At 61.7% G+C, this 23,653-nt stretch carries 17 protein-coding genes; 16 read left to right on the top strand and 1 reads right to left on the bottom strand.

Features of this window, described 5'->3' with window-relative positions; translation table 11 throughout:
• Window positions 1–9 precede the first annotated feature (9 nt).
• The gene (locus HMPREF1022_RS15445) at window positions 10–4,653 is read right to left on the bottom strand and encodes an EAL domain-containing protein (RefSeq protein WP_009303876.1); all 4,644 of its coding nucleotides are present in this window, start codon (window positions 4,651–4,653) and stop codon (window positions 10–12) included.
• A gap of 365 nt (window positions 4,654–5,018) precedes the next feature.
• On the opposite strand from HMPREF1022_RS15445, the gene HMPREF1022_RS15440 reads away from it, so the two are divergent.
• The 16 genes from HMPREF1022_RS15440 (at window position 5,019) to HMPREF1022_RS15365 (ending at window position 23,647) form a co-directional block, all read left to right on the top strand.
• A complete protein-coding gene (locus HMPREF1022_RS15440; RefSeq protein ID WP_008686134.1) occupies window positions 5,019–6,470 on the top strand; it encodes a TolC family protein in 1,452 nt (483 codons plus the stop codon).
• 196 nt (window positions 6,471–6,666) lie between these two features.
• The gene (locus HMPREF1022_RS15435) at window positions 6,667–8,325 is read left to right on the top strand and encodes a ribonuclease J (protein WP_009303875.1); all 1,659 of its coding nucleotides are present in this window, start codon (window positions 6,667–6,669) and stop codon (window positions 8,323–8,325) included.
• A 322-nt stretch (window positions 8,326–8,647) separates the two neighbouring features.
• On the top strand, window positions 8,648–8,908 hold the full coding sequence (locus HMPREF1022_RS15430; protein ID WP_008686132.1) for a hypothetical protein: 261 nt from the start codon (window positions 8,648–8,650) through the stop codon (window positions 8,906–8,908).
• Window positions 8,909–9,140: 232 nt separating this feature from the next.
• Window positions 9,141–10,307 carry an FtsH protease activity modulator HflK gene (gene hflK / locus HMPREF1022_RS15425; RefSeq protein ID WP_008686131.1) on the top strand — a complete coding sequence of 389 codons (1,167 nt, stop codon included), beginning with the start codon at window positions 9,141–9,143 and terminating at the stop codon, window positions 10,305–10,307.
• Window positions 10,307–11,155: a protease modulator HflC gene (gene hflC, locus HMPREF1022_RS15420; RefSeq protein ID WP_008686130.1), complete on the top strand. Its 849-nt coding sequence runs from the start codon at window positions 10,307–10,309 to the stop codon at window positions 11,153–11,155. Before hflK ends, hflC begins: the two co-directional genes overlap by 1 nt.
• Before the next feature lie 32 nt (window positions 11,156–11,187).
• A complete protein-coding gene (locus HMPREF1022_RS15415) occupies window positions 11,188–11,880 on the top strand; it encodes a LexA family transcriptional regulator (RefSeq protein ID WP_035062094.1) in 693 nt (230 codons plus the stop codon).
• A 2-nt stretch (window positions 11,881–11,882) separates the two neighbouring features.
• On the top strand, window positions 11,883–13,115 hold the full coding sequence (locus HMPREF1022_RS15410; RefSeq protein ID WP_009303872.1) for a lytic murein transglycosylase: 1,233 nt from the start codon (window positions 11,883–11,885) through the stop codon (window positions 13,113–13,115).
• A gap of 4 nt (window positions 13,116–13,119) precedes the next feature.
• The gene (locus tag HMPREF1022_RS15405) at window positions 13,120–14,370 is read left to right on the top strand and encodes a beta-ketoacyl-[acyl-carrier-protein] synthase family protein (RefSeq protein ID WP_008686127.1); all 1,251 of its coding nucleotides are present in this window, start codon (window positions 13,120–13,122) and stop codon (window positions 14,368–14,370) included.
• A gap of 10 nt (window positions 14,371–14,380) precedes the next feature.
• Window positions 14,381–16,006 (top strand): class I adenylate-forming enzyme family protein, encoded by a 1,626-nt coding sequence (locus HMPREF1022_RS15400; RefSeq protein ID WP_009303871.1) that lies wholly within the window; start codon window positions 14,381–14,383, stop codon window positions 16,004–16,006.
• A 699-nt stretch (window positions 16,007–16,705) separates the two neighbouring features.
• Entirely contained in the window at window positions 16,706–17,374 is a 669-nt protein-coding gene (locus HMPREF1022_RS15395; RefSeq protein ID WP_008686125.1) for an HD domain-containing protein, read from the top strand.
• Window positions 17,337–18,248, top strand: a complete 912-nt coding sequence (locus HMPREF1022_RS15390) for a D-alanine--D-alanine ligase family protein (RefSeq protein ID WP_008686124.1) — start codon at window positions 17,337–17,339, stop codon at window positions 18,246–18,248. Before HMPREF1022_RS15395 ends, HMPREF1022_RS15390 begins: the two co-directional genes overlap by 38 nt.
• 2 nt (window positions 18,249–18,250) lie before the next feature.
• Window positions 18,251–18,991: a CatA-like O-acetyltransferase gene (locus tag HMPREF1022_RS15385; protein WP_009303870.1), complete on the top strand. Its 741-nt coding sequence runs from the start codon at window positions 18,251–18,253 to the stop codon at window positions 18,989–18,991.
• 89 nt (window positions 18,992–19,080) lie between these two features.
• Window positions 19,081–19,914: an AraC family transcriptional regulator gene (locus HMPREF1022_RS15380; protein ID WP_009303869.1), complete on the top strand. Its 834-nt coding sequence runs from the start codon at window positions 19,081–19,083 to the stop codon at window positions 19,912–19,914.
• Window positions 19,915–19,929: 15 nt separating this feature from the next.
• Window positions 19,930–20,850: a DMT family transporter gene (locus HMPREF1022_RS15375; RefSeq protein WP_009303868.1), complete on the top strand. Its 921-nt coding sequence runs from the start codon at window positions 19,930–19,932 to the stop codon at window positions 20,848–20,850.
• Between the two features lie 313 nt (window positions 20,851–21,163).
• A complete protein-coding gene (locus HMPREF1022_RS15370) occupies window positions 21,164–22,645 on the top strand; it encodes a DNA-3-methyladenine glycosylase 2 family protein (RefSeq protein ID WP_009303867.1) in 1,482 nt (493 codons plus the stop codon).
• Between the two features lie 297 nt (window positions 22,646–22,942).
• Complete coding sequence (locus HMPREF1022_RS15365) at window positions 22,943–23,647, top strand: methylated-DNA--[protein]-cysteine S-methyltransferase (RefSeq protein WP_232221625.1); 705 nt, start codon at window positions 22,943–22,945, stop codon at window positions 23,645–23,647.
• Window positions 23,648–23,653 lie beyond the last annotated feature (6 nt).

The raw sequence follows: 23,653 nt of genomic DNA, 5'->3' as shown, positions 1-23,653 counted from the left end.
AATGCTCGTTTACGGCGCGGCGAAACGGCCTTCTTGTTCCTCAAAGTCGTCGGGAGGAACGGGGCGGGAGAAAATATAGCCCTGCACGGCGTCACAGCCGATGGCGCGCAGGAATTCCACCTGCTCGGGCCGTTCGATGCCCTCGGCCACCGTCGCCATGTTCAGGGCGTGCGCCATGCTGACCACGCTTTCGATCACGGCGCGTTCGCGGGGTGTCTCCTCCGTGTTACGGAAAAATTCCATGTCCAGCTTGAGCACGTCGAGGTCGATGTTTTTCAACAGGTTCAGCGAGGAATAACCCGTGCCGAAGTCGTCCATGGCCCGGCGGAAGCCGCAGCCGGGCAGCCGGGCCATGACTTCGCGGAACAGGGGAAAATCCTTGATCGCAAGGCTTTCGGTGCATTCCAGTTCCAGCATGCCGGGGGAGACGGCGTAGCGTTCCCGCAGGGTGGTGTAACGCTTGAGAAAGCTCTTTTGCCCCAGGCTCATGCGCGAAACGTTCACGGACAGGCGCAGCGGGGGCAGGCCGCGCGAACGGCGCGAGGCAAGATAGGCGCAGGCCTGTTCGAACATGAAGGCATCCAGATCGACAATAAAGCCGTTGCGTTCGAACAGGGGGATGAAATCGGAGGGCGGCACGAAACCCCGCCCCGGCCGCTGCCAGCGCGCCAGCACTTCCGCGCCGATCAGGCTGTCGCCGTTGCGGATGTCGATCTGCGGTTGCAGCCATGCGCGGAATTCCCCGTTGTGCAGGGCCTTTTCCATGGAGGCCTCGAGGTCCTGCTCATAGAAGATTTTTTTGCGCATGGCTTCGGAATAAAAGGCATAACGGCTGCCGCCCAGGGGTTTCACGCTTTTCTGCGCCATGGTAGCCCGGTCCAGCATGTCGTCGATGCCGCGGGCATCGCCGTCTTCCACCAGGTAGCAGCCGCCCGCCACTTCCACGCGGAAGCGTTTGCTGGCCAGTTCTTCGAAATGCCCGAGCAGCTCCGCGGCGTTCCAGAAGCGCGTCTCCATTTCCGCGATATCCCGGTAAGCGCAGAGCATCACGAAGTTGTCCGCCGTGGCGCGGGCGAAGGTCTCTTCGGAACTGAAACTGGCGGCGGTGAGGTCGGCCCAGTACTTGAGCAGGCGGTTGCCCACGTCGTAGCCGTACATGTCGTTGATATATTTGAAGTTGCGGAAATCGCAGTGCCACAGGGCGTATTTGCGCCCGGCGCGCGCGACGAGCAGGCGCGTGGCGTCCAGCTTGAATTTTGCCAGGTTGCTGTAGCCCGTGACCGGGTCATGCTCGGCCCGGTAGCGGAGCTGGCGCACGGTGCGCACGTCGCCGTCCACATCAGTGACGGCGCCCACAATACGGGTAGGGCGGCCCGCCGCGTTCCGGCGCACTGTGACGGCCACGCGGCACCAGATGAAGGCCCCGTCCCGCCGCTTGAGGCGCAGGGTTGTTTCACCTTCCGACGTGTTGCGCAGAGCCGCGTGAAAGCCGTCCAGCAGCGGGCGGTCGTCCGGGTGGACCTCCAGGGAGCGCAGCATGCCCATGGGACCTTCCCGCACAATGGGATCGCAGACGAACTGCTTTTCAAGGCCGGGCGCGTAGTAGACATGCCGCTCCAGATCGAGATCCAGCACAATGCCGCGGCTTTGTTCCACAATGATGCGGTAGCGCTCGTCCTCCAGCCTGTTTTGCCGCAGCTGTTCGTTTTCGCTGGAAAAATTTTCCAGCCGTTTACGCTCGTCAATGCCCATGACGCAGGCAAGGAATATCCGGTCGGACCCCTTGACGGGCAGAACGCTGATGGAAACCGAGTGATACGCGCCGTCCCGCCAGAGACAGCGGAAGTCTTCGCGACCGGGCTTGCCGTTTCGGGCTTCCCGCGCGCGGTAATGAAAGCGGTCGAAGCGCTCCCGGTCGCCGGGGTGGATCATGCCGTCGCGGACGGCGCGCTGGAGTTCTTCCAGCGTTCCTTCCGGGGGCAGGGGCAGAAATTCGTCGCCCGAACTGCGGATGGTCTGATACCGTCCGCGCTCCATGTCCAGTTCGTAAATTTCGTCCGAAGTGTCTTGGAGGGTGAAGGCGTAAATTTCCGCGATGCGGATCTGCTCGCGCTGTTTTCTGCTTTCGGTGACGTCGGAAATGACGTTGTAGGCCAGGTTCTGGCCCCCGTTGCGCAGGAAGTGGAAGCGGGATTCTATCCACAGGATTTCGCCGGACGTCCGGCGCACGCGGTATTCGCAGGACAGAACATCCTCGCCGCGCCCGCAGGCCGCGCGGAGTTGCGCCAACCCCAGATTTTTCCGCAGCATGGTTTTGTCTTCGGGCAGAACAGGATGGAGCAGCGCGCCGCCCAGCATTTGCTCATAGAGGCCTGTCGAGGGAAGTCGGGCGCTGACCGCATGCGCGCCGTAGCGGATGTGGTATTGCCCGCTGTCGAGATCAATGCGCAGAATGATGCCGAAGGCGTGCTTGAAGAGCAGATGGCGTTCGAAGGCCCGTTCCGCCCGGTCCAGCACAAATTCCCACCCGTCGCGGCCCTTGCCCTTCATCCGGTACATGGCTTCGTCGGCGGTATGAAAGAGCAGATTGTAGGAGGTCCGCTCGGTGGTGAAAGCCACGCCGACGCTGAGGGCCAGGCCGCAGTCCGCGTATTCCCTGCCGAGCGAGTCGCGCATGCGCCGCGCCACGCCGTCCGCCATGGCCTCGGCTTCCCGTTCGGAGGGAATGTCCTGCAGAAAGGCGATGAACTCGTCGCCGCCGGTGCGGGCCAGGAAATCCCGGCTGCGAAACTGTTTTTTAAGTATTTCCGCGAAGCGGACCAGCGCGGCGTCGCCTTCCAGGTGGCCGTGCCGGTCGTTGACGCGTTTGAAATTATCCAGGTCGAAGAGCAGCAGGGCCGAGGCGTGCCCGCGCTGGTGGATGTCAAGATAGGTCTGGATGTATTGCCGGGCGTAGTCGTGATTGTACAGGCCGGTGAGCGGGTCCTGGCGGGTGCGTTGCACCAGTTCGTCGTGGCGGAGTTTCCTGTCGGTGATGTCCAGAAGAATGCAGATGTAAATCCGTTCACCGTCCTCGTCCGTGGCCAGGCGACCTTTTTCCAGAGCCCAGATCAGATTGCCGTCGGCTTTTCTGATCCGGTATTCCTCCTCGTAATAGTCGCTCTGCGGGTCCGCGCAGGCCGCCGGGACGCGCCCGCGGTCATCGGGGTGGATGATGCCGGACAGCTTGCCGCCGCAGGCCTTTTCAAACTCCTTGCGGGTGTAGCCGAGCAGGGAGAGCAGGCTGTCGCTGACATAGGCCAGCGGTCGTCCGGCCTCGGCGCGGGCGATGAAGGAACCGCCCGCGATGCTCGAACTGATCAGGGACATGAAGTGCTGCTGGCGCTGGTAGACGGCGTCGCGGCGTTCCTGTTCCTCAATGTCCGTATAGAAGCAGTAAATGACGTTGTAGCCGTCGTGGCTTTCGCTGGTCTGGCAGCCGTCCAGACGGATGCGCACGCTCTCGCCGTTTTTTTTGACGAAGCGGCATTTGACGGAAAAGCGCCCCTGCTCCTTGAGCTCGCGGATGCTTTTATCCGTTGCCGCCGCGTCGACCGGGTGCATGATGCGCAATGACTCGTTGTTGAAGAGGGAGAGGATCTCCTCCCGCGTGTAGCCGAGATTGTCGAAAAACTGGTCGTTGGCGTAGAGCAGGGTATAGCCGGGGTCATCCAGGATTTTGGCGATGCCGCTGACCACCACCTGATAAAAAGCCCCGAGCTCGGCGTTTTTGCGTTCCAGCGAGGCCATGCCCCGTTGGAGCCGCTCCTGAAGCCGGCGTTGCTGGGTGATGTCGATGACGATGCTGACAATGACCTTGCGCCCCCGGTCCGTGGTCAGGCAGCCCCGGTCCAGCACCCAGATGAATGAGCCGCCCTTGGCGAGCATGCGGTAGACGACTTCGTAATGGTCGGAAACCGCCAAGGATTCCGACACCACATGGTTGACGTGTTCACGATCCTCGGGGTGGATGCCGTTGCCGACCATCCCCTGGATATCAGCGGCGAATTCCTCGTAAGAGTCGTAATCCAGGTGGCGGATCAGGTTGTCGTTGACGAAATAGAGAGGAAAGCCCGGCTCCATGAAGCCGCCGATAAGGCCGCCGGGGATGCTGTTCTTGAGCAGTTCAAAGGCTTGTTCCTTGGAGCGGAAGGACATCCCGGCGGTGGTGGTTTCGCCGAGGCTGGCCGGAAAAAATCCGTCCGTGCCCCGCCCTTGGCCGGGCATGGAAATATGGATGCCGCAGATGCGGCATTCTTTTCCCAGGCAGCGGCAGACGGCGGAAAAACGCATTTCCAGGCGCGCGGCTTCGCCGTCGGGCGACGTTCCGGACAGCAGCAATTCGCCGCCCGCGCAGGCACAGTCCGCACCGCAGACAAAGGCGCGGGCATTACGCAGTTCATAATCACGTGGACCGGGGATCGCCCGGAATTCCTCACGCAGCAGCGCGCGGAACGCCTCCAGACCCTCCCCAATGGTTCCGGATGCGCCGATGCCGATCCAACGCACATCCTCACAAAGACAGTGCGCCGTCTTTTCAGGGTTTCTCTCCCGCAGATAGGCCCTGAAAAAACGGCGGACGGCATCAATGGACCGCGCGGCGGTTGCATCCATAATGGTTATTGTCCTGTTGCTGACGTATAGTTAGCTAGTTAAAGACGAATTCACGGCCCCGTCAAGGCGGAAAGCGCCGCACCGCCCGTTCCGAGCGCGGACGTCACCGCCGGGCGGGTTCAGGCTGCCGGGCAATTGAATGCATGCCTCATCTCCGGATATGTGAGCATCAAAAACGCGCCGATAACGCCACCCGCGCGGAAAAGGCGGATTTCGCAAAATAACCGCAAAGTTACAGGAGGGCTGCCGTAAGAGTATTTTTCTCTTTCGCTTTGGATACACGTTCATCCTATTCATTCGATTGCCCTGGCCCGGGATAAAGTCTGTGTTGCCAATGCCGCGTCTGTACGTGTATGCTATGGGCCATGCGCATAATCGTCTTTTTCCGCCGCGCTCCCGCGCTCTGCCTGCTGGCCGGGCTGTGGCTGGGCTGCGTTGCCCTTTTTTTTGCCGATCCGCCCGTGGCCGCGGCTCAGCCCGCGTCCGGGGCCGGAGCCATGAAGTCCCCACCCGCGCCGCTCTACACGGGGCAGCGTTCCCCGGACGGCAAGGACGCGCATCTGGGCCTGCCGGATGCCGTCAGCATGCCCGAGGCCGTGCAGCGGGCCTTGAAGTTCAATCCCAGCCTGGGGTCGCAGGAATCCCAGAGCCGCTCTTCGGAAGAGGGGCGCAAGTCGGCGCGCGGGGCCTTTGGCCCCAAACTCGGCATGAGCTACACGGCGGTCAAACAGGAAAGGAAAAGTTCGCCCGCCAGCACGCGCCCGCCGGAACTGGGCACCTATTCCTGGGCCGTGGAAGTTTCCCAGCCGGTCTTTCAGGGGTTCAGGCTGTTGGCCACCTATCAGAAAGCCGCCCTCCAGTCCGACAGCGACAAGGCCTCCCTGCGCAAGGCCGAGTTGGACATGACCGAACAGGTCCAGACCTATTTCCTCGATTATCTGCGCGCCGAGGAAAACGTGCGCAGCGAGCGGGATTCCCTGGCCCGGCTGCGCGACCAGTTGCGCATTACCAAGGCTTTCTATGACGTGGGCCTGCGCCCGCGCCTGGATGTGCTCCAGGCCGAGGTCAATGTGAGCCAGGCGGAAAACCAGCTGATCCAGGTGGAAAACAACCGCGACACCTATCTCGCCAAGCTCAATACCCTGCTGGGCCTGCCCGCCACCGCCAGGGCCGCGTATACGGGCAAGCTGGTCCATGTGCCTTTCCGGCGCTCGCTGGAACAGTGTCTGGAGGCCGCCTACCGCCAGCGGCCGGATCTGTATATGGCGGCCAAGTCCGTGGAAATCGCGGGCAAGGACCAGCGCGTGGCCCAGAGCGATTACTACCCGCAGGTGGAGGCCTATTACAACATCAATCAGACCGGCAATACCCCGGATCTGCAGCGCTCGGGCGACCGGAGCTCGCGCGGCACCACCTGGGAGGTGGGAGCCCGCGCCACCTGGAATGTCTTTCAGTGGGGCACCACCTATTATGCCGACAAGCAGGCGGGCTGGCTGGTGACCAAGATGCGTTACGAAGAGGAAGACCTGAAGCTCCAGGTGGGCTACGACATCAAATCCAAGCTGCTGGCCGTGCATGAGGCGGAAAAGCGTATTTCCGTGGCGGAAAAGGGCGTGGAGCAGGCCACGGAAGCCTATAATGTGGCCCTGGCCCGCTACCAGGAGCAGGTGGGCACCAACTTCGACGTGCTGGACGCCTCTTCCAAACTGACCACGGCCCAGGCTTCGCTGACCAGCGCCAAGGCCGATTATCTCACGGCCCTGGCCCAGATTTACGTGGCCATGGGTGAATTTCATCCCGATCTGATGCAGCGCTGATACCTGTGGAGCGCGCCCTGTTGCGGCGGGCTCCGGAACGCATCGCCGGCGGCGGCAAGCCGCGGCAAAGCTCGGTCCTTGTTTGCGCCGGAAGCGTTTTCCGGCATATTTAATGAACGCGGACGGCTTCCTGGAAGCCATTCCGTCTGTAACTACATGATATTGTTATGACGAAAATCAACATACGACGGCAGGCATGAACGAACCTTACCTTTCCATTACCCCCCTGGGGGGACTCGGCGAAATCGGCCTCAACTGCCAGCTCTGGGAAACAGAGGGCGGCGTGGTCATGGTGGACTGCGGGCTGATGTTTCCGGACGACGCCCATCTGGGCGTGGACGTGGTCATTCCGCATTTCGGCGCGGTGAGCGCCGTCAAGGACAAGCTGCTGGGCATCGTGCTGACCCACGGGCATGAGGACCACATCGGCGCGCTGCCCTGGCTGGTGCGGGAACTCAAAGGCACGCGCATTTACGGCTCGCGCTTCACCCTGGCCCTGGTGGAGCACAAGCTGCGCGAACATGAAATCCTGGACTGGGTGGAGCTCTGCCCGGTGGACGCCGGTACCACGCTGCCCCTGGGCGACCTGACCTTTCATTTCTTTCCGGTCTGTCACTCCATCCCCGAAGGTTTCGGCCTGGGCGTGGAAACCCCCGTGGGCCGGGTGGTGCACAGCGGCGACTTCAAGCTCGACCCCCACCCCCTGGGCGGCTCGGGCACGGACTTGCGTCTTTTCCGGGAGTTCGCCGGTCCGGAAGGCGCGCGCCTGCTGCTTTCGGACTCCACCAACGTCATGCGCGAGGGGCGTTCTCTCACCGAGCGGGAGGTCAAGGACTCTCTGGGCAAGGTCTTTGATTCGGCCAAGGGCCGCATTGTCATCACGCTTTTTTCCAGCCATATCCAGCGCATCCAGGAAGTCTTCGACCTTGCCAGGGAGCGCGGGCGCACGGTGGTCATCAGCGGCAAGTCCCTGGCGAACAATATTGAAATGGCGCGGGATCTGGGCTTCGCCAAGCTGCCGCCCTCCTTTTTCAACGCCCACAACGGCGTGCCGGACCTGCCGGACGAGCAACTGGTGCTGGTGGTCACCGGCGCGCAGGGCGAGCCGTTGTCGGCCCTGTCGCGCATGGTGCTGGGCGGCCACCGCCAGCTCTGCATCCGCGAGGGCGACACCGTGGTCATGAGTTCGCGCATGATTCCGGGCAATGCCAAGGCCATTTCCCGCCTGATCAATGAAATGTATCGCCTGGGCGCGGAAGTGCTCTATGAGAGCGTGCATGCCATCCACGCCTCGGGCCATGCCCACAGCGAGGAATTGCGCGAAATGCTGCTGGCCGTGCGGCCCGAGCTTTTTGTGCCGGTGCACGGCGAATACCAGCATCTGGTCAAGCACGGCCGTCTGGCCGAAAGCTGCGGCGTGGACCCGGAAAAGATCATCCTGCTGGAGGACGGCCAGCCCCTGAGCATTCTGCCGGATTCTTTCCGCCTGGAGGACCGCGTGCCCGTGGAGTGCACTCTGGTGGACGGCAAGGGCGTGGGCGACGTGGGTTCCGCCGTGCTCAAGGAGCGGCGCATTCTTGGCGATGAGGGCATGGTCATCGTGGTGCTGGTTGTGGATTCGGAGACGGGCAGCGTGCTGCACGGGCCGGAAATGATTTCCAAGGGCTTTGTCTTCGAGCAGCAATACAGCCATTTGCTGGAAGACGCCAAATGCCTGGTGCTGGATGAGATCGAGGCGGCCCGGCCCGGCCAGCTCACCCGCATGCAGGAGGGCATCCGCTCCTCCCTGCGGCGTTTTTTCCGCCGCGTGCTGGAGCGCGACCCGGTGGTGGTGCCCATTATCAGCGAAGTTTAGAGCATTTCAAAGTCGATCTGCTCCAGCGGGCATCGGCCGGTTTTCAGCCGGGCCTTCAACCGCGAGCGCATCAAGCCCGCCGGGAACGCCGACAATGTGCGACCTTCCGGCGGGCTTGATGCGCTTCGGCGTTTTTTTCAGCTGTCTCCCGTGCCCTGTGGAGGCGGCGCCGATTTTAAACTTGGGGCCGTAACATTAACTATAGAGAGCGATAGAGCGAAGAATTTTTTTGCCCGGAAAATCCGTCTGGCACCAATATTGCTTGTTTCTCCATGGAAGGGCGGCAGGGAAAAATCTGCCGCGAAATATTGAGGAGCAAGCAATGATCAGAAGCAACGGAAGAAACAATGCGCCGTACGCCCTGTTGAGCGCCGCCCTGCTGGGCTGCGCGTGTTTTTTCGCCGCTATGCTCTGGCAGGGCGGAAACGCGCGGACGCCGCGCCCGAATCTGGCTGATTACGTACCCAATTTTGCGGTGCAGGCCGATGTGGTGCGGGTGGTGCGGGTGGTGCCCCTGGCCGGCAGGTCCCTGCGCAGCCCCTGTGCCGATACCGACGCGCAGGCTGCGGGGGCGGCGCGGTAGGCCGCCTCTGTTGCGACGTCCCAGGCCGCTTGTGGGGCTCCATTTCTCTCTTGGCCGCAAAAAAGGCGCTCCATGCAGCCCTTTTTCATGCGGCTCTTCTTATTGACATGCCTCTCTTCGTCTTGACCAAGGCGGATTCGTGTCCTATCTATAAACACTACTCCTCACGTTGTGGGCGCTGCGGACTGTTATGGGCGCCCCGCACCTCTGAAGCGAAGGTATTGCCTCTACCATGAATTGGGATTGGGATAAACTACAAGAAAAGCGGCAGCGACAGCAGGGGCAGAATCCTCCCCCTAGGCCTCCTCAGGACCAGGATCACGACGAAACCGAGCGCGACGAGCCTCGCGCGCGGCGTACCCCCTTCAACAAGAGGGGCAGCGGGCCGGATGCGAATCCGCTCAAGCGCCTTTCCCAGATGCGCGTGCCCAACGGACGCGCGGTGCTGCTGGTGCTGCTGGCCGTGGTGGGGCTCTGGCTGTTGTCGGGCATTTATATCATCAACCCCGACGAGCAGGGCGTGGTGCTGCGTTTCGGCAAGTACGAACGCACGGAAGGTCCCGGCCCGCATTATGCCTGGCCCGTGCCCATTGAAACGGTCTACAAGCCGCAGGTCACCCAGGTGCTGCGCAGCGAAGTGGGCTTCCGCTCCGTGGGCCAGTCCGCTACTTTCCAGCAGGGACAGGTGCGGACTATCCCCGAGGAAGCCTCCATGCTCACGGGCGATGAAAATATCGTCAATGTGCAGTTCAGCGTGCAGTACAAGATCAGCGATCCCGTGCAATACCTCTTCAACGTCAGCGCGCCCGCCGCGCTGGTGCGCAACGCGGCCGAGGCGGCCATGCGCGAAGTCATCGGCAACAGCCAGATCGACTCGGCCATCACCGACGGCAAGTTGAAGATCCAGAGCGAGGCCACCCAGCTTCTGCAGCAGATTCTCAACCGCTACGGCGCGGGCATCCATGTCATCGCGGTGCAGTTGCAGGATGTGCATCCGCCGCAGGATGTCATCGAAGCCTTCAAGGATGTGGCCAGCGCCCGTGAGGACAAGAGCCGGATCATCAATGAGGCCGAAGCCTACCGCAACGAACTTCTGCCCAAGGCGCGCGGCCAGGCCGCGGCCATGCGCAATCAGGCCGAGGCCTACAGCGCCACCCGCGTGCGTAACGCCGAGGGCGACGCCTCGCGTTTCGACGCCTTGCGCGTGGAATACGAAAAAGCTCCCAAGGTCACCAAGCAGCGGCTGTATTACGAAACCATGGAAGACATTCTGGCCGGTGCCGGAGAAAAGGTGCTTATGGACGGCGCTGCCGCTGCCCGCGCGCTGCCCTATCTGCCCCTCCCCAGCCTGAGCGCCCCCCAGACCCCCAAGGCCCCGCAGGCCGTGGAGAAAAAGTAATGCGCAAGAATCCGCTGCTTCTGGTTATCGTGGCCCTTGTGATCCTGGCTCTGGCGAGTCAGTGCTTCTTCACCGTGCATCAGACCCAGAAAGCCCTGGTTCTTCAACTGGGCGAGCCGCTTCCGGAAGTGTACGGGCCGGGCCTGCATTTCAAACTGCCTTTCATTCAGAACGTGGTCTATTTCGACTCCCGCGTGCTGGATTATGAAGCACGCTCGCGCGAGGCCTTCACCGTGGACAAGAAGGCCATTGTGCTGGACAACTACGCCCGCTGGAAGATTATTGACCCTCTCCAGTTCTACCGCACCATGCGCAGTATCCCGGGAGCGCAGGCCCGTCTGGATGACGTGGTTTACTCCCAGTTACGGGCTCTGGTGGGCGCGTACACCCTTACCGAGGTTGTCTCCTCGCACCGCGCGGCCATTATGAAGGAAGTGACCGACAAGGTCTCGGAACTGATGAAACCCTTCGGCGTGGAAGTGCTGGACGTGCGCATCAAGCGCACGGACCTTCCGGCCGAAAACCAGCGGGCCATTTTCGGCCGCATGCGCGCCGAGCGCGAACGCCAGGCCAAGCAATACCGGTCGGAGGGCGAGGAGGAATCCACGCGCATCCGTTCCGACGCCGACCGCCAGCGCGCCCTGATTCTGGCTGAAGCCGCCCGCGAGGCCCAGATGGAACGCGGCAAGGGCGATGCCCAGGCCGCGGCCGCCTATGCCGAGGCCTACAGCAAGTCTCCGGAATTTTATGCCTACCAGCGTTGGCTGGAGGCTATGCGCAAGTCCTTTAAGGACAACAGCAAGATGGTGCTGACCAACGAAGCGCCGCTGCTCAATCTGCAACACTGATGACGCGTTTTCTGCGCGTTATGGAGTATCCCATGCCTGTCTTTGCGGAAATATATGAACGCATCAAACTGGCGACCAGCAGCCGCACCCAGGTGGAGTTGGCTGAAGTGCTGGATATCCGCCAGTCGAGCATCTCAGACGCCAAACGGCGCAATTCCGTGCCGGGCGACTGGTATATGAAGCTCTTTGAGAAATACGGACTCAACCCCGACTGGCTCAAGCAAGGGGTCGGGCCCATGTACCTGCGTACCGAGCAGGGCTACATGCCGCAGGACGCGCCGGCCTCTCTGGCCGAAAACGCGGCCCATTACGGCGATGCCCTGGCCAAAAATTCCGTGTGTACGGAATATGACATGCACTGTGCCTACAGCGATAAAAAGCCCCGGCCCGAACTGACGCCAGCGGGTAAAATTTCGCTGCCCCTTTCGCTGAGCCGCGAGGGCCTGCTGGTGCTGCGCATGCGCGGGGCCAACATGAGCCCGCTCATCCTGCCCGGTGCGCATCTGGGGGTGGACACGCTGGACAACAATGTGGTGTCCGGCCAGATCTACGCCCTGTTCGCCCCCAATGAAGGGCTGATGCTGCGCCGCGTCTTCCTCAACGGAGCGCAGGACGGCTACCTGCTGCGCTCGGAGTCGCCGGATTTCCCCGAAATATCGCTGACGCCCGATCTGCTGGCCAAGCGCCTGCTGGGGAAGGTGGTCTGGGTTCTGCAGGAGCTGTAGCCATGTCTCCACAGCAGTTGCGGCGTCAGCGCGCGCGTTTTCGCCGGGCGGCTGGCCCGCGCTGTTTTCTGCTGATCCTTTGCTTTCTGCTCGCCGCCTGCGGCGGCATACACACGGCTTCCACGCCGCCCGCCGCAGACGCGACGAGCGACACTCTGACGGAACGGGATCTGCCGTCCCCGACGGCGGACAATCCCGCCACTCTTTCTTCCTCACCCTCTCAACCTTCCGCGGGCTCCGCGCCCGTTGCTCCGGAACCGGTTCCGCCGGTGATCCCTTCGGTCGCCGCGCCCGCCGACCAGGCCGGAAATTTGGCCGGAAATTTGGCCGGAAACGTGGCTGGAAACCCGGCCGGGAATGTCGCCGGAAACGAGGCCGTGGCCCCGGCATGGCGGCCCTTGGCCGAACGTCTGGCCGCTGACGGTCTGGCCGGGCCCAGGGTGGACGCGTTGCTGTCCACCCTGGCGGCCACGCCCAGCCAGTCGCCCATGGGCCGGAAAATGCGCGAGCTGTATATGCGACGCTTTTTTCCCAAGCCGCCCTCGGGCAAGCCCGCGCCGCTCTATTACAAGGGCGTGGTCACGGAGAAAAACGCCCGGCTCTGCCGCGAGTTCATCGCGGCCAACCCCCAGGCCTTTGCCCTGGCGGAAGCCCGCTACGGCGTGCCGCCCGCCATTGCCGTGTCCCTGCTGTTTGTGGAGACGCGCCTGGGCAAAGTGCTGGCCGATGTGCCGGAAAACGCCTTCTATACCTTGGCCAGCATGGCCGTGAGCCGCCGGCCCCAGGATATCAGCGACTGGTTGCCGCGCCTGCCCGGCTATGAGCGGCATCTGGACTGGTTCGCCGAAACCATGCCCAAGCGCGCGGACTGGGCCTACAAGGAAGTACGCGCGCTGGTGGCCCATCTGCTGCACGACAATGCCGACCCGCGCGCCCTGCCCAGCTCCATTTACGGGGCCGTGGGGCTCTGCCAATTCATGCCGTCCAATATCGCGGTCTACGGCGCGGACGGCGACGGCGACGGCAAGGTGGATCTGTTCAGTGTGCCGGACGCGGTGGCCAGCCTGTCCAATTATCTGGCCAAGCATGGTTGGAAGCCGGGGATCTCACGCGCCCGTCAGCATACATTGCTGATGGCCTACAATCACTCGCAGACCTATGCCAATACCATCCTGGCCTTGAGCGATCTGGTGGCGCAACCTCCGGCATCCCAGGGCGCGGCGGCCAAAAGGTAGTCGTATGAAAGACACGGCGCTGGTGATCACCGGCATGGGCGCGGTCACTCCCATCGGCATCGGCGTACCCGCCTACTGGAAAAATCTTGTCAACGGCGCGTGCGGCGTCGGCCCCATTACGCGCTTCGACGCCTCGGACATGGCCGTGCGCATTGCCGCCGAAGTCCGGGATTTCGACCCGGCGGCAATGCTGCCCCATGCCGTGGCCCGGACCACTTCGGCCTTCATGCAGTACGCTTTTGCGGCCGCGGAAGAGGCCCTGCGCGACAGCGGCCTGGATATGGCGGCCGTGGCCGCCGAGCCGGAACGTGTGGGCGTGGTCATGGGCACGGCCATGGACGGCGTCACCACTGTGGCGCGCACCCAGGACGCTTTTCAGGCCAGCCGTACGGGCAAGGTCAGCCCCCATTTCGTGCCCATGGTCATCGGCAACGTGGCCGCGGCCCAGGTCGCCATTGCCCACGGTCTGCGCGGGCCCAGCCTGACCCTGAACACCGCCTGCTCAGCCGGAGGCGACGCCCTGATGACCGCAGCCATGCTGCTGCTCTCCGGCGAGGCCGACGCTGTTCTCGCCATGGGCGGCGAAAGTATTTTATGCCCCATCGTGGTTTCCAGCCTGACGCAGGCCAAGGCCCTTTCGCGCCGCAACGACGAGCCGCGCACGGCCTGTCGTCCCTTTGATCTGAGCCGGGACGGCTTTGTCATCGGCGAAGGCGGCGGCGCTCTGCTGCTCGAAACCGAAGCCCATGCCCTGGCGCGCGGGGCGGAGGTCAAAGCCGTGCTGGCGGGTTGGGGCAATACCATCGACGGCCATCACATCACCGCGCCGGAACCACGGGGAACGGGCGCGGCGGCCTGTATGCGCGCCGCGTTGCGCCGGGCCGGACTCTGTCCGGCGGACATCGGCTATATCAACGCCCACGGCACGTCCACCCTGCTGGGCGACCGGGCCGAAACCCTGGCCATCAAAAACGTGTTCGGCGGCGCGGCTGTCGCGCCGCCTGCCAGCTCCACCAAAGGGGCCACCGGACATCTGATGGGCGCGGGCGGCCTCACCGAGGTCATTGCCTGCATTCAGGTCATCCGCGAGGGCGTTTTGCCGCCCACGTTGAACTATTCCACTCCGGACCCGCTCTGTGATCTGGACTATGTGCCCAATACGGCGCGTCCCGCTGTGGTACGCGCGGCCATGTCCAACTCGCTGGGCTTCGGCGGCCAGAATTCCAGCATTATCGTATCCCGCTATCCGTCATAGGAGACATATTGTGGCTTTTACCTACGATGTCGCCATGTTCAGGGACACCTTCGAGCATGAATTCACCTGGCTGAACGGTTTTCTGCGCAATGTGGGCCGCTTCGCGGAGCGTCCGGCCCTGCACTGTCCGGCCAGCGGACGGCGCTGGACCTACCGGGCTCTCAATGCCGACGCCAACCGTCTGGCCCATGCCCTGACGGCCGACGGCGTGGGCGGAAACAGCGTGATCATGTATATGCTGCTGAACAGCCCGGAATTCGCCTTCTGCTATCTGGCCGGGCACAAGACCGGGGCCGTCAGCTGCCCGGTCAACTACCGCCTGGCGCCGGGCGAACTGGCCCTGATCATCGACGACAGCACGCCCGAAATTTTTGTTTATGACCTGGAATTCGTGGAAACGGCGCGCCAAGCCCTGGACTTTGCCCGTCACAAGCCGCGCCGCGTGGTGGCGGTAGGGGAGGGAGCTCCCGCCCGGCCCGGCGATACGCCGTACGGGGAATACGTGGCGGGCAGGCCGGGGAGCGACCCTGTCCGTCCTGACAGGCCGCACATCTACGACGAAACCGCGCGCCTCTATACTTCCGGCACCACCAACCGGGCCAAGGCCGTGCCCATCAACAACATCAATGAAGTGCTCTCCGCCCACGACGTGATGATGCACTTTCCGCTCAACGCCACGGACCGGACCATGAACATGACGCCCTGGTTCCACCGCGGCGGCCTGCATTCCGGCGGCCTCACGCCCACGCTTTACGCCGGGGGCGAAGTCGTCATCCTGCGTGAATTCAATCCCCGTCGTTGCCTGGCCTTTGCCCAGGAACATCAGGTCACCTTCCTGATCGGCGTGCCCTCCATTATCGCCCTGCTGGCGCGGGCCCAGGAGCGCGCCCCGGCGGACCTCAGTGCCCTGCGCGGCATCGTGACCATGGGCAGTCCCTTTGAGAAAAGCGCCTGCGAAAAATATCGGGAGCTGTTCACGCCCAATATCTTCAACGGCTACGGCACCACGGAAACCTTCTGGAATACTTTTCTGCGCCCCTACAATCTGCCGGAAATGGCGGGCAGCGCCGGGCAGGCCTGCACGGACGACGACGTGCGCGTGATCCGGCTCAAGGAGGGCGGCCACGCCGAGCCCACGGAACTGGCGGCCAAGGACAATGCCGAGGTGGGCGAAATCATCATCAAATCCCCGGCCAAGTCCGCCTGCTGTTATGTGAACAATCCGGAAATGAGCGCGCGGAAGTTTTACAAGGGCTACCATTACACCGGCGATCTGGGCACCTGGGATGAAAATGAATGCGTCACCATAGTGAGCCGCAAGGACGACATGATCATCTGCGCCGGTGAAAACATCTATCCCACCCAGATCGAGGCCGTGCTCAACGAGCATCCGAAGGTGGCGGAAAGCGCGGTCATCGGCGTGGCGGACCGTCTGCACGGCCAGTGCGTGGCCGCCTATGTGCTCCCGGCGGATGAAAGCCTGAGCGTGGAGGAGCTGAAAGCCCACTGCGCGCGCCATCCCATGCTGCCTCCGTACAAACGGCCCAGATTCTACACCCTGGTGAAGGAACTGCCGCATACCGCCACCGGCAAGCTGCTGCACTACAAGCTGCGGGAGCAGGCCGCGCGCGGTTGAATGAACGGGCTTTTTTGCGGGAATGTCCCCTCGGGCCGGACTTTCCTCTCAAGTCTTCGCGCGACGGGCCGATAAGAGTGCTTAGAGCGCAGCACGCGTTCTGCTCGTCGCGGCCCTTTCCGTCAACAGGGCCATCCCTTGCGGAATTATGCCTGATTCCGACCGCCTGTGGGGATGCAGCGGCGACGCGCGCCGGTTCGTGTCGTAGCCGGCGCCCGGTTCACTTCCCGTTGCCGCCGCTCCGGACTCCGGCGCCATCCGGCGTCCGGGGCGGCCAGGGGAGTGGGCGTAACACAGTCATCAACAGCGGATCAGCCTTTGAAGGCCGGTCCGCTGTTTTGTTTTTGTGCGATTCCTTGAAACGGCAACAGCGGGGGTGCAGGGGCATTCTGTTCTCCGTCAGTTGTTTTATTCTCGCCCCCCGGTCCCTGCCCGCGCCGGGCTTCAGCCGTTGGCGGCAAGGCCGCCTTACGGATGAAGACAGCAACGATAGGCGGCCCAAACGCCAGGAGGCGCAAAGACACTGCGCCCGCAGGGCCCGAACTACCTCATCCATATGACAAGCCCATAGAACAATTCCCTTTGAAAGATAACTCTGTATAGATACAGAATAATTCTGCCTACGGACGGAGAAAGGAATGACCCTGGCGGCGTTGCGGGCGTCTTGCCATCCCCCTCCGCCGGTGGCATACTTGCAGGATGAACAGTTTTGACCCCGCGCCCGGCGCGGCGAAACCATTCCGCCACCCTCTGTCCGGCCTGCCGGAACTTCCGGGTTTGAGGACGGCCGCCTCCGCGCCTTCGCCGCCTTCTCCGGATGACGAGGCTTGTTTCGCCCTCTGGCGCAAGTATGCCATGCTGCCCAATGTGCAGCGCCATTCTCGTCTGGTGGCCCATATTGCCACGGCTTTGGCCCGGCGCGCGGCGGAAAAGGGCTTTGCGGTCAATGTGCCGGAGGTGCGCGCCAGCGCCCTGCTGCACGACATCGCCAAAACCTACTGCCTGCGTCACGGCGGCAGCCACGCCCTGCTGGGCGGCGCGTGGGCGGTGGCCGAAACCCGTAACTACGCGCTGGCTCAAGGCGTCATGCTGCATGTGCACTGGCCCTGGCCTCTGCCGGAAGGGGCGGGCATCTGCGCGCTGCCGTTTTTTGTGATTTATGCCGACAAGCGGGTCAGGCACGACGCCTGTGTGCCGCTTGAGGAACGCTATGAGGATCTGCTGACGCGCTACGGCCGTACCGAGGCCGCGCGCGAGGGCATCCGGGGTTCCTATGAACAGGGAAAAACCATTGAGCGCGCCTTGTCGGCGCAGTTAGGATGGGCGTTGCATGAAGATTCTTTTGATTGCGGGCGGCTGGTCCAGTGAACGCGAAGTCTCGCTGAACGGCGCGCGCGGCATGGCGGAAGCCCTGCGGGCGCTGGGCCACAGCGTGACCTTTTTCGATCTGCTGACGGAGTTCGATCAGCTTCTGCCCCAGGCCAGGGAGCATGACTTCGCCCTTATCAACCTGCATGGCGCGCCGGGCGAGGACGGCTTGGTGCAGGCCATGCTGGACCGGGTGGGCTGTCCTTACCAGGGCGCGGGCCCGGCGGGGTCTTTTTTGGCCCTGAACAAGGCCGCGGCCAAGCAGCTTTTCCGGCATGCGGGCCTGCCCACGGCGGACTGGGAATTTCTGCCCTGCCCTCCGCCCGCGGACTGGCAGCCGCGTCTGCCCTATCCGCTTTTCGTCAAAAGCAATACCGGCGGGTCCTCTCTGCGTCTGGGCCGGGCGCGTGACCGCGCGGAATTGGACATGGTGCTGGCCGAAATCTTCGCCGCCGGGGACGAGGCTCTCATCGAGCCGGAACTCAAGGGCCGCGAGGTGACCTGCGGCATCCTGGGCGAAGAGGCCCTGCCGCCCATTCTCATTGAGCCCGTAGCCGGTGATTTTTTTGATTACGAAAGCAAGTACGCCACGGGCGGCGCGCGCGAGATCTGCCCCGCGCCCATCGCGCCGGAGCTGACCGACCGGGTACGGGAACTGGCCCTGGCCGCCCACAGGGCCCTGGGACTCCGGGGCTACAGCCGGGCCGACTTCATTCTGGATGCGGACCAGAACCTGACCCTGCTGGAAGTCAATACCCTGCCGGGCATGACCTCAACCAGCCTTGTGCCCCAGGAGGCCAAGGTCATCGGCCTTGATTTCGGCCGGTTGCTGGAACGGCTCATGGAACTGGGCATGGCGCGGCGCAAGAGCTGAGCATGGCGGCTTCGGGCGCGCACGGAGTGGAGGAAGCGGGCGGCGCGGGCAGGGACATTGCGCCTGCCGTCTTCACGCCCGTGGACCTGGAGAGCTGGCCGCGCCGGGAATACTTCGCCTATTATTTCGACAGGCTCAAGTGCCGCTATTCCATCACCGCGACGCTGGACATCACCCGCCTGATGCGTCGGCGGCGGCAATTGCAGCGCCGTTTTTTTCCCATCCTGCTCTATGTGATCATGCGCGCCGTGAACAGGCAGGGCGATGAAGAGAATGCGGGCAACAGCGCTTTCCGCATGGCTTTTGACGTTCTGGGCCGCCTGGGTCGCTGGAGTTACTGCAATCCGGTCTACACCGTCTTTCATGAGGACGACGCGACCTTCTCCGACCTCTGGAGCCAATGGTCGCCGGATTTCAGCATGTTTTACGAAACCGTGCTGGCGGACATGGCCCGTTACGGCAACGTGCGGGGCATCAAGGGGCGATCCCCCACGCCGGAAAATTTCTGCTCCGTGTCGTCCCTGCCCTGGCTTTCCTTCACGTCTTTCGCACAGGACACCTATGCGGAATCACGCCTGCTTTTCCCGCTGATCCGGGTGGGCAAACACTTCGTCCAGGGCCGCAAAAGGCTGATTCCCGTGGCTGTCTCCGTACATCACGCCGTGGCCGACGGCTTTCACACCGCCGGGCTCTTCCATGACATGCAGGCCGTGGCCGACACGGCGGAGCGGTGGCTATGCTGATCAGCGCTCATCCGGCTGTTCCGGCGTCAATATCGTACCAGAAAATCTTCGCCTGACGCGCTACTTTTCGTTCATACAAGGAGTTGGCCATGCCGGGCGGGACGCGCGTGATCCGTTTTGACGCGGATCTGCAGATTGAGGCCTGTTTGTTTCACGGGTTGCTGCAAAACTTTCCCAATCATTTTCATGAGCATTATGTCATCGGCTGCATAGACGGCGGCCGCCGCCGGGTTCTCTGCAACAACAGGGAATATCTGGCCGAGGCCGGGGATCTGATTCTTTTCAACCCACGCGACAACCATGCCTGCAGCCAGGTGGGCGACGAGCTTCTGAACTGGCGTTGTCTGCATGTGGGCGAGGAAACCATGCGCCGCTTGATCCGGCAGATCACCGGCGCGGAGGCCTTGCCCATGTTCGCGCCCAATATCGTGCCGCAAAGCGAGCTGGTTCCTTTGCTGCGGGATCTGCACGCCATGGTCCTGGAAGAGTCCGTGGACTTTTGCAAGGAAGAGCTGCTCTTCGCCCTGCTGGAACAATTGCTGGAAGAATTTGCCGCGCCCTTTACGCCGCCCGCGCCCCAGGTCGGAGATGCGGCCGCCCGCGCAATCCGTGCGGTCTGTATTTTTCTGGAAGAGCATTATGCGGAGCGGATCAGCCTGGATGATCTGGGCCGCTTGGCCGGGCTGGACAAATATTATCTGTTGCGGGCCTTTACCCGCGTCAAAGGCATCACGCCCTACCGCTATCTGGAAAATGTGCGCATCGCCCGGGCCAAGGCCCTGCTGGAAACAGGCATGCCGCCGGTGGAGGCTGCCCTGAGCGCGGGTTTTGCGGACCAGAGCCACTTCACGAAATTTTTCAAATGTTTTATCGGCTTGACGCCCAAACAGTACCAGCGCATCTTCATCCCGGCCAAACGGTGAGCGGGAAGGAATATTATGACGGACCGGAAACAGCTGATCGGACACCTCGCTGCCCTGATGACCATTATCGTCTGGGGCGTTACCTTTATTTCCACCAAGGTGCTGCTGCGCGATTTCACGCCCCTGGAAATTTTATTTATCCGTTTCACGCTGGGCTGGTTGGCCCTCTGGCTGGTCTGCCCGCACCGCCTCAAGCTGACGGACAGGCGGCAGGAATGGCTTTTCGCCATGGCCGGGCTGACCGGCGTGACCCTGTACTTCCTGCTGGAAAATATCGCCCTGACCTATTCCTTTGCCTCCAATGTGGGGGTGATCGTGGCCGTGGCGCCTTTTTTCACGGCCTTGCTGGCCTTCCGTTTTCTGGACGGCGAGCGGCCCAAGGCCAACTTTTTTCTGGGTTTCGCCGTGGCCATTACGGGCATCGGCCTGATCAGCTTCAACGGCAGCACTGTGCTCCAGCTCAATCCTTTGGGCGACCTGCTGGCCGTGCTGGCGGCCCTGGTTTGGGCCGTCTACTCCATCCTGACCCGCAAGATAGGGGCCCACGGCTACGGCAGCTTGCAGGCCACCCGCAGGATTTTTTTCTACGGCCTGCTGTTCATGCTGCCCTGCCTGCCTGTTTTCGGCTTTTCTTGGGACGCCGCGCGCCTGCTCAAGCCGGTGAATTTTCTGAACCTCCTTTTTCTGGGCCTCTGGGCCTCGGCCCTCTGTTTCGTGACCTGGACATTCTCGCTCAAGCGCTTGGGCGCCATTAAAACCGTGGTCTACATTTATCTGGTGCCGGTGGTCACGGTGCTCACCTCAGTGCTGGTGCTGCACGAGCGCATCACCTGGATGTCCGCCACGGGCACGGCCCTGACCCTGCTGGGCCTGGGTATTTCGGAAGTGCGGCGGTTGCGGCTGTGGAAGACGCACGGGCGGATTGCGAAGAATTAGGGCCGTCCTCATTAAGCCGCCCTTTCCCGCGCGGCACGGCCCGAACTGAAAAAAACGGCGTAGAAGCGGCGGCGCGATCTCCGGAAGGACATCGCGCCGCCGCTTTGATTTTTTTTCATTTGTTATATCGATAATGCCGGTGTGTTAATTGCCGATGGCGGCATAGTTCAGTGAACTCCCCCAGTAAAATGTGGGCAGCGCGCGGACCGCGCTGGTCAGCAATGGATGTCGCGGAGTCATTGCCATGTCCGAAAACGGCTAGCTCTTTGGGGATATCCCGGTATAGTCTTTTCACATGGAGGCAGGCGCAAGGATGCACGGCAACTATCCAGGACTCTATTCCGCCTTTTGCGCGAAAGATCCCCGTTTTGACGGCAGATTTTTTGTTGGCGTGTCTTCCACCAGGATATATTGCCGTCCCGTGTGCCGCGCCAGAATGCCCAAAGAGGAGAACTGCGCTTTTTTTTCCTCAGCGGCGGAGGCTGAACAGGCGGGCTACAGGCCATGCCTGCTTTGCCGGCCGGAACTTGCTCCGGGGATGTCGATTGCCGACGCTTCCGCATCCTTGGCGAAACGCGCTGCAAGAATGATAGAGGAAAACTGCGGAAGCGGTGAAAGACTGGAGCAATTTGCGCACCGCTTACATTGCACGGGCCGTCATCTTCGTCGGGTATTCGAAGAAGAATTTCATGTTTCACCAGTACAATATTTGCAGACCTGTCGTCTGCTTCTGGCAAAAAATCTTTTGACGGACACAAAATTGCGGGTCGTGGATATCGCCATGGCTGCCGGTTTCGGCAGCTTGCGCCGATTTAATGATGCCTTCAAAGAAAAATACCACCTGACGCCTGGCGACATCCGCAAAAGGATGTCCACCACGAAACGAGAAGACGCGGAGCTGAAAGTCTCCCTTGGTTACCGGCCGCCGTACCGCTGGAAAGAGATGCTGCGATTTTTGAAAGGGCGCGCAATAGCTGGAATTGATCTGGTCAGGGGAGATGCTTATTACCGGACGGTTTGCCTCGCAAACACAAGGCGAATGCCGGTGACGGGATGGATTGCCGTTTCAAATAACGAAGCTGAGCATATTCTGGAGGTGTCTCTAAGCGAGTCGCTTTTATCCGTTCTTCCACAGCTGCTTGGGAAAGTCCGGAATATGTTTGATCTATATTGTGACCCGGAGGCGGTGTTTGAATCGCTATCCTCCATGAATGCCATCCGGGAAAACCTTTGCATGAAAGGCGCAAGGCTCCCCGGCTGCTTTGATTCCTTCGAGGTATCCGTCAGGGCAATCTTGGGGCAGCAGGTCACGGTAAAGGCGGCGGCCGCTCTTGCGGAACGGCTTGTCAGCCGGTTCGGGATTCCGGTGGCGACAGTAGTTGAAGGTCTGTCGCGTATATTTCCGCCCCCGGAATATTTTGCCGGTCTTGATGGGCCGCTGGAACAGCGCCTGGGGCCGCTCGGCATCACCGCTTCCAGAGCAGGAGCCATAGAGGCGCTCGCCAAGGCTCTCGCAAGGCGGGAGATCTGTTTGGACGGGTGCAGCGACCCGGAACAGGAAATGCGGAAACTTATGGGCATCAGGGGAATCGGCACATGGACGGCAAACTATATCGCTATGCGGGCCATGGCCTGGCCAGACGCGTTTCTGGAAACAGACGCGGGAATACGGCATGTATTGCCCCGATATTCCCCCAGAGAGCTGCGTACCATGGCCGAAAAATGGAGACCGTGGAGAAGTTACGCTGCGGTCAATCTCTGGAACAGCCTGCATGCCACTGCTGACAACGGATAACTGCATGCTGATATAAAAATCATGGTTGGGAATTTTGAACGATACTATATTTTATAATATTTATATTCAAGTTTGTTTAATGCTAAATATAATCTTCAAAAGAGTAAATTGAAATGAAAAATGTGTTTGTACTGTTTAAGATCACCATTAAAAAGATAAAGTGATGTATAGTTGCAGCTGGCTACTTCCCTGAAGGAAGAGCCGGCAAAGGCGGAGGGCTGTACCCGCTCCAAGCGTTTCTTTTCCCTGGTGGAGAAGGGCAAACGACTCAGCCTGCCCAGATGGGAAAGCTGAAGAATGCGTGACACAATGGCGGAATCCGGCAATGCACCGCATCTGCCGGCAAAAGAGCAGGGCAACCGCTTTTGCAAACTACAGCATTGCGGTGCTCGCGCCAATGCGCGGCTATACCATGGCGGATCGCCGGAATGCGCCCGAAGATTCCAATCAGTTCCTGGAGGCGTGACGATGCAATATACCGCTGCCTATCAATCTTCCGTCGGCGATGTACTGCTGGCCGCCGATGAGACCGGCCTGACCGGCTTGTGGTTTGAAGGCGAAAAATTCTATGCCCTCAGTCTTGATCCTGAGCATGAGGAAAGGGAAACGCCGATTTTCGCGATAACCAGACGCTGGCTGGACATCTACTTTTCCGGGCACGAGCCGGATTTTATGCCGCCGGTGCATATGATCGGTTCTGAATTTCGCCGCTGTGTCTGGGAGCTGCTGTTGCGGATACCTTACGGAACGACCGTCACATATGGTGACCTCGCAAGGCAGGTGGCCAGACGACGCGGCCTGCGCCGGATGTCGGCGCAGGCCGTGGGCGGCGCTGTCGGGCACAATGAAATATCGATCATTGTTCCCTGCCACCGCGTTGTGGGAACCAACGGGAGCCTTACCGGATACGCGGGCGGCGTGGATAAAAAACGCAGATTGCTGGAGCTTGAAGGTGTTGATATGGAAAAATTCTTTGTTCCCGCCAGGGGCACGGCACTGTAACGCGGA

Source organism: Desulfovibrio sp. 6_1_46AFAA (assembly GCF_000224635.1).
Taxonomy (GTDB): Bacteria; Desulfobacterota; Desulfovibrionia; order Desulfovibrionales; family Desulfovibrionaceae; genus Desulfovibrio; species Desulfovibrio fairfieldensis.
The sequence above is the reverse complement of the archived record's forward strand: the minus strand, read 5'-3'. Positions and strand labels throughout refer to the sequence as shown.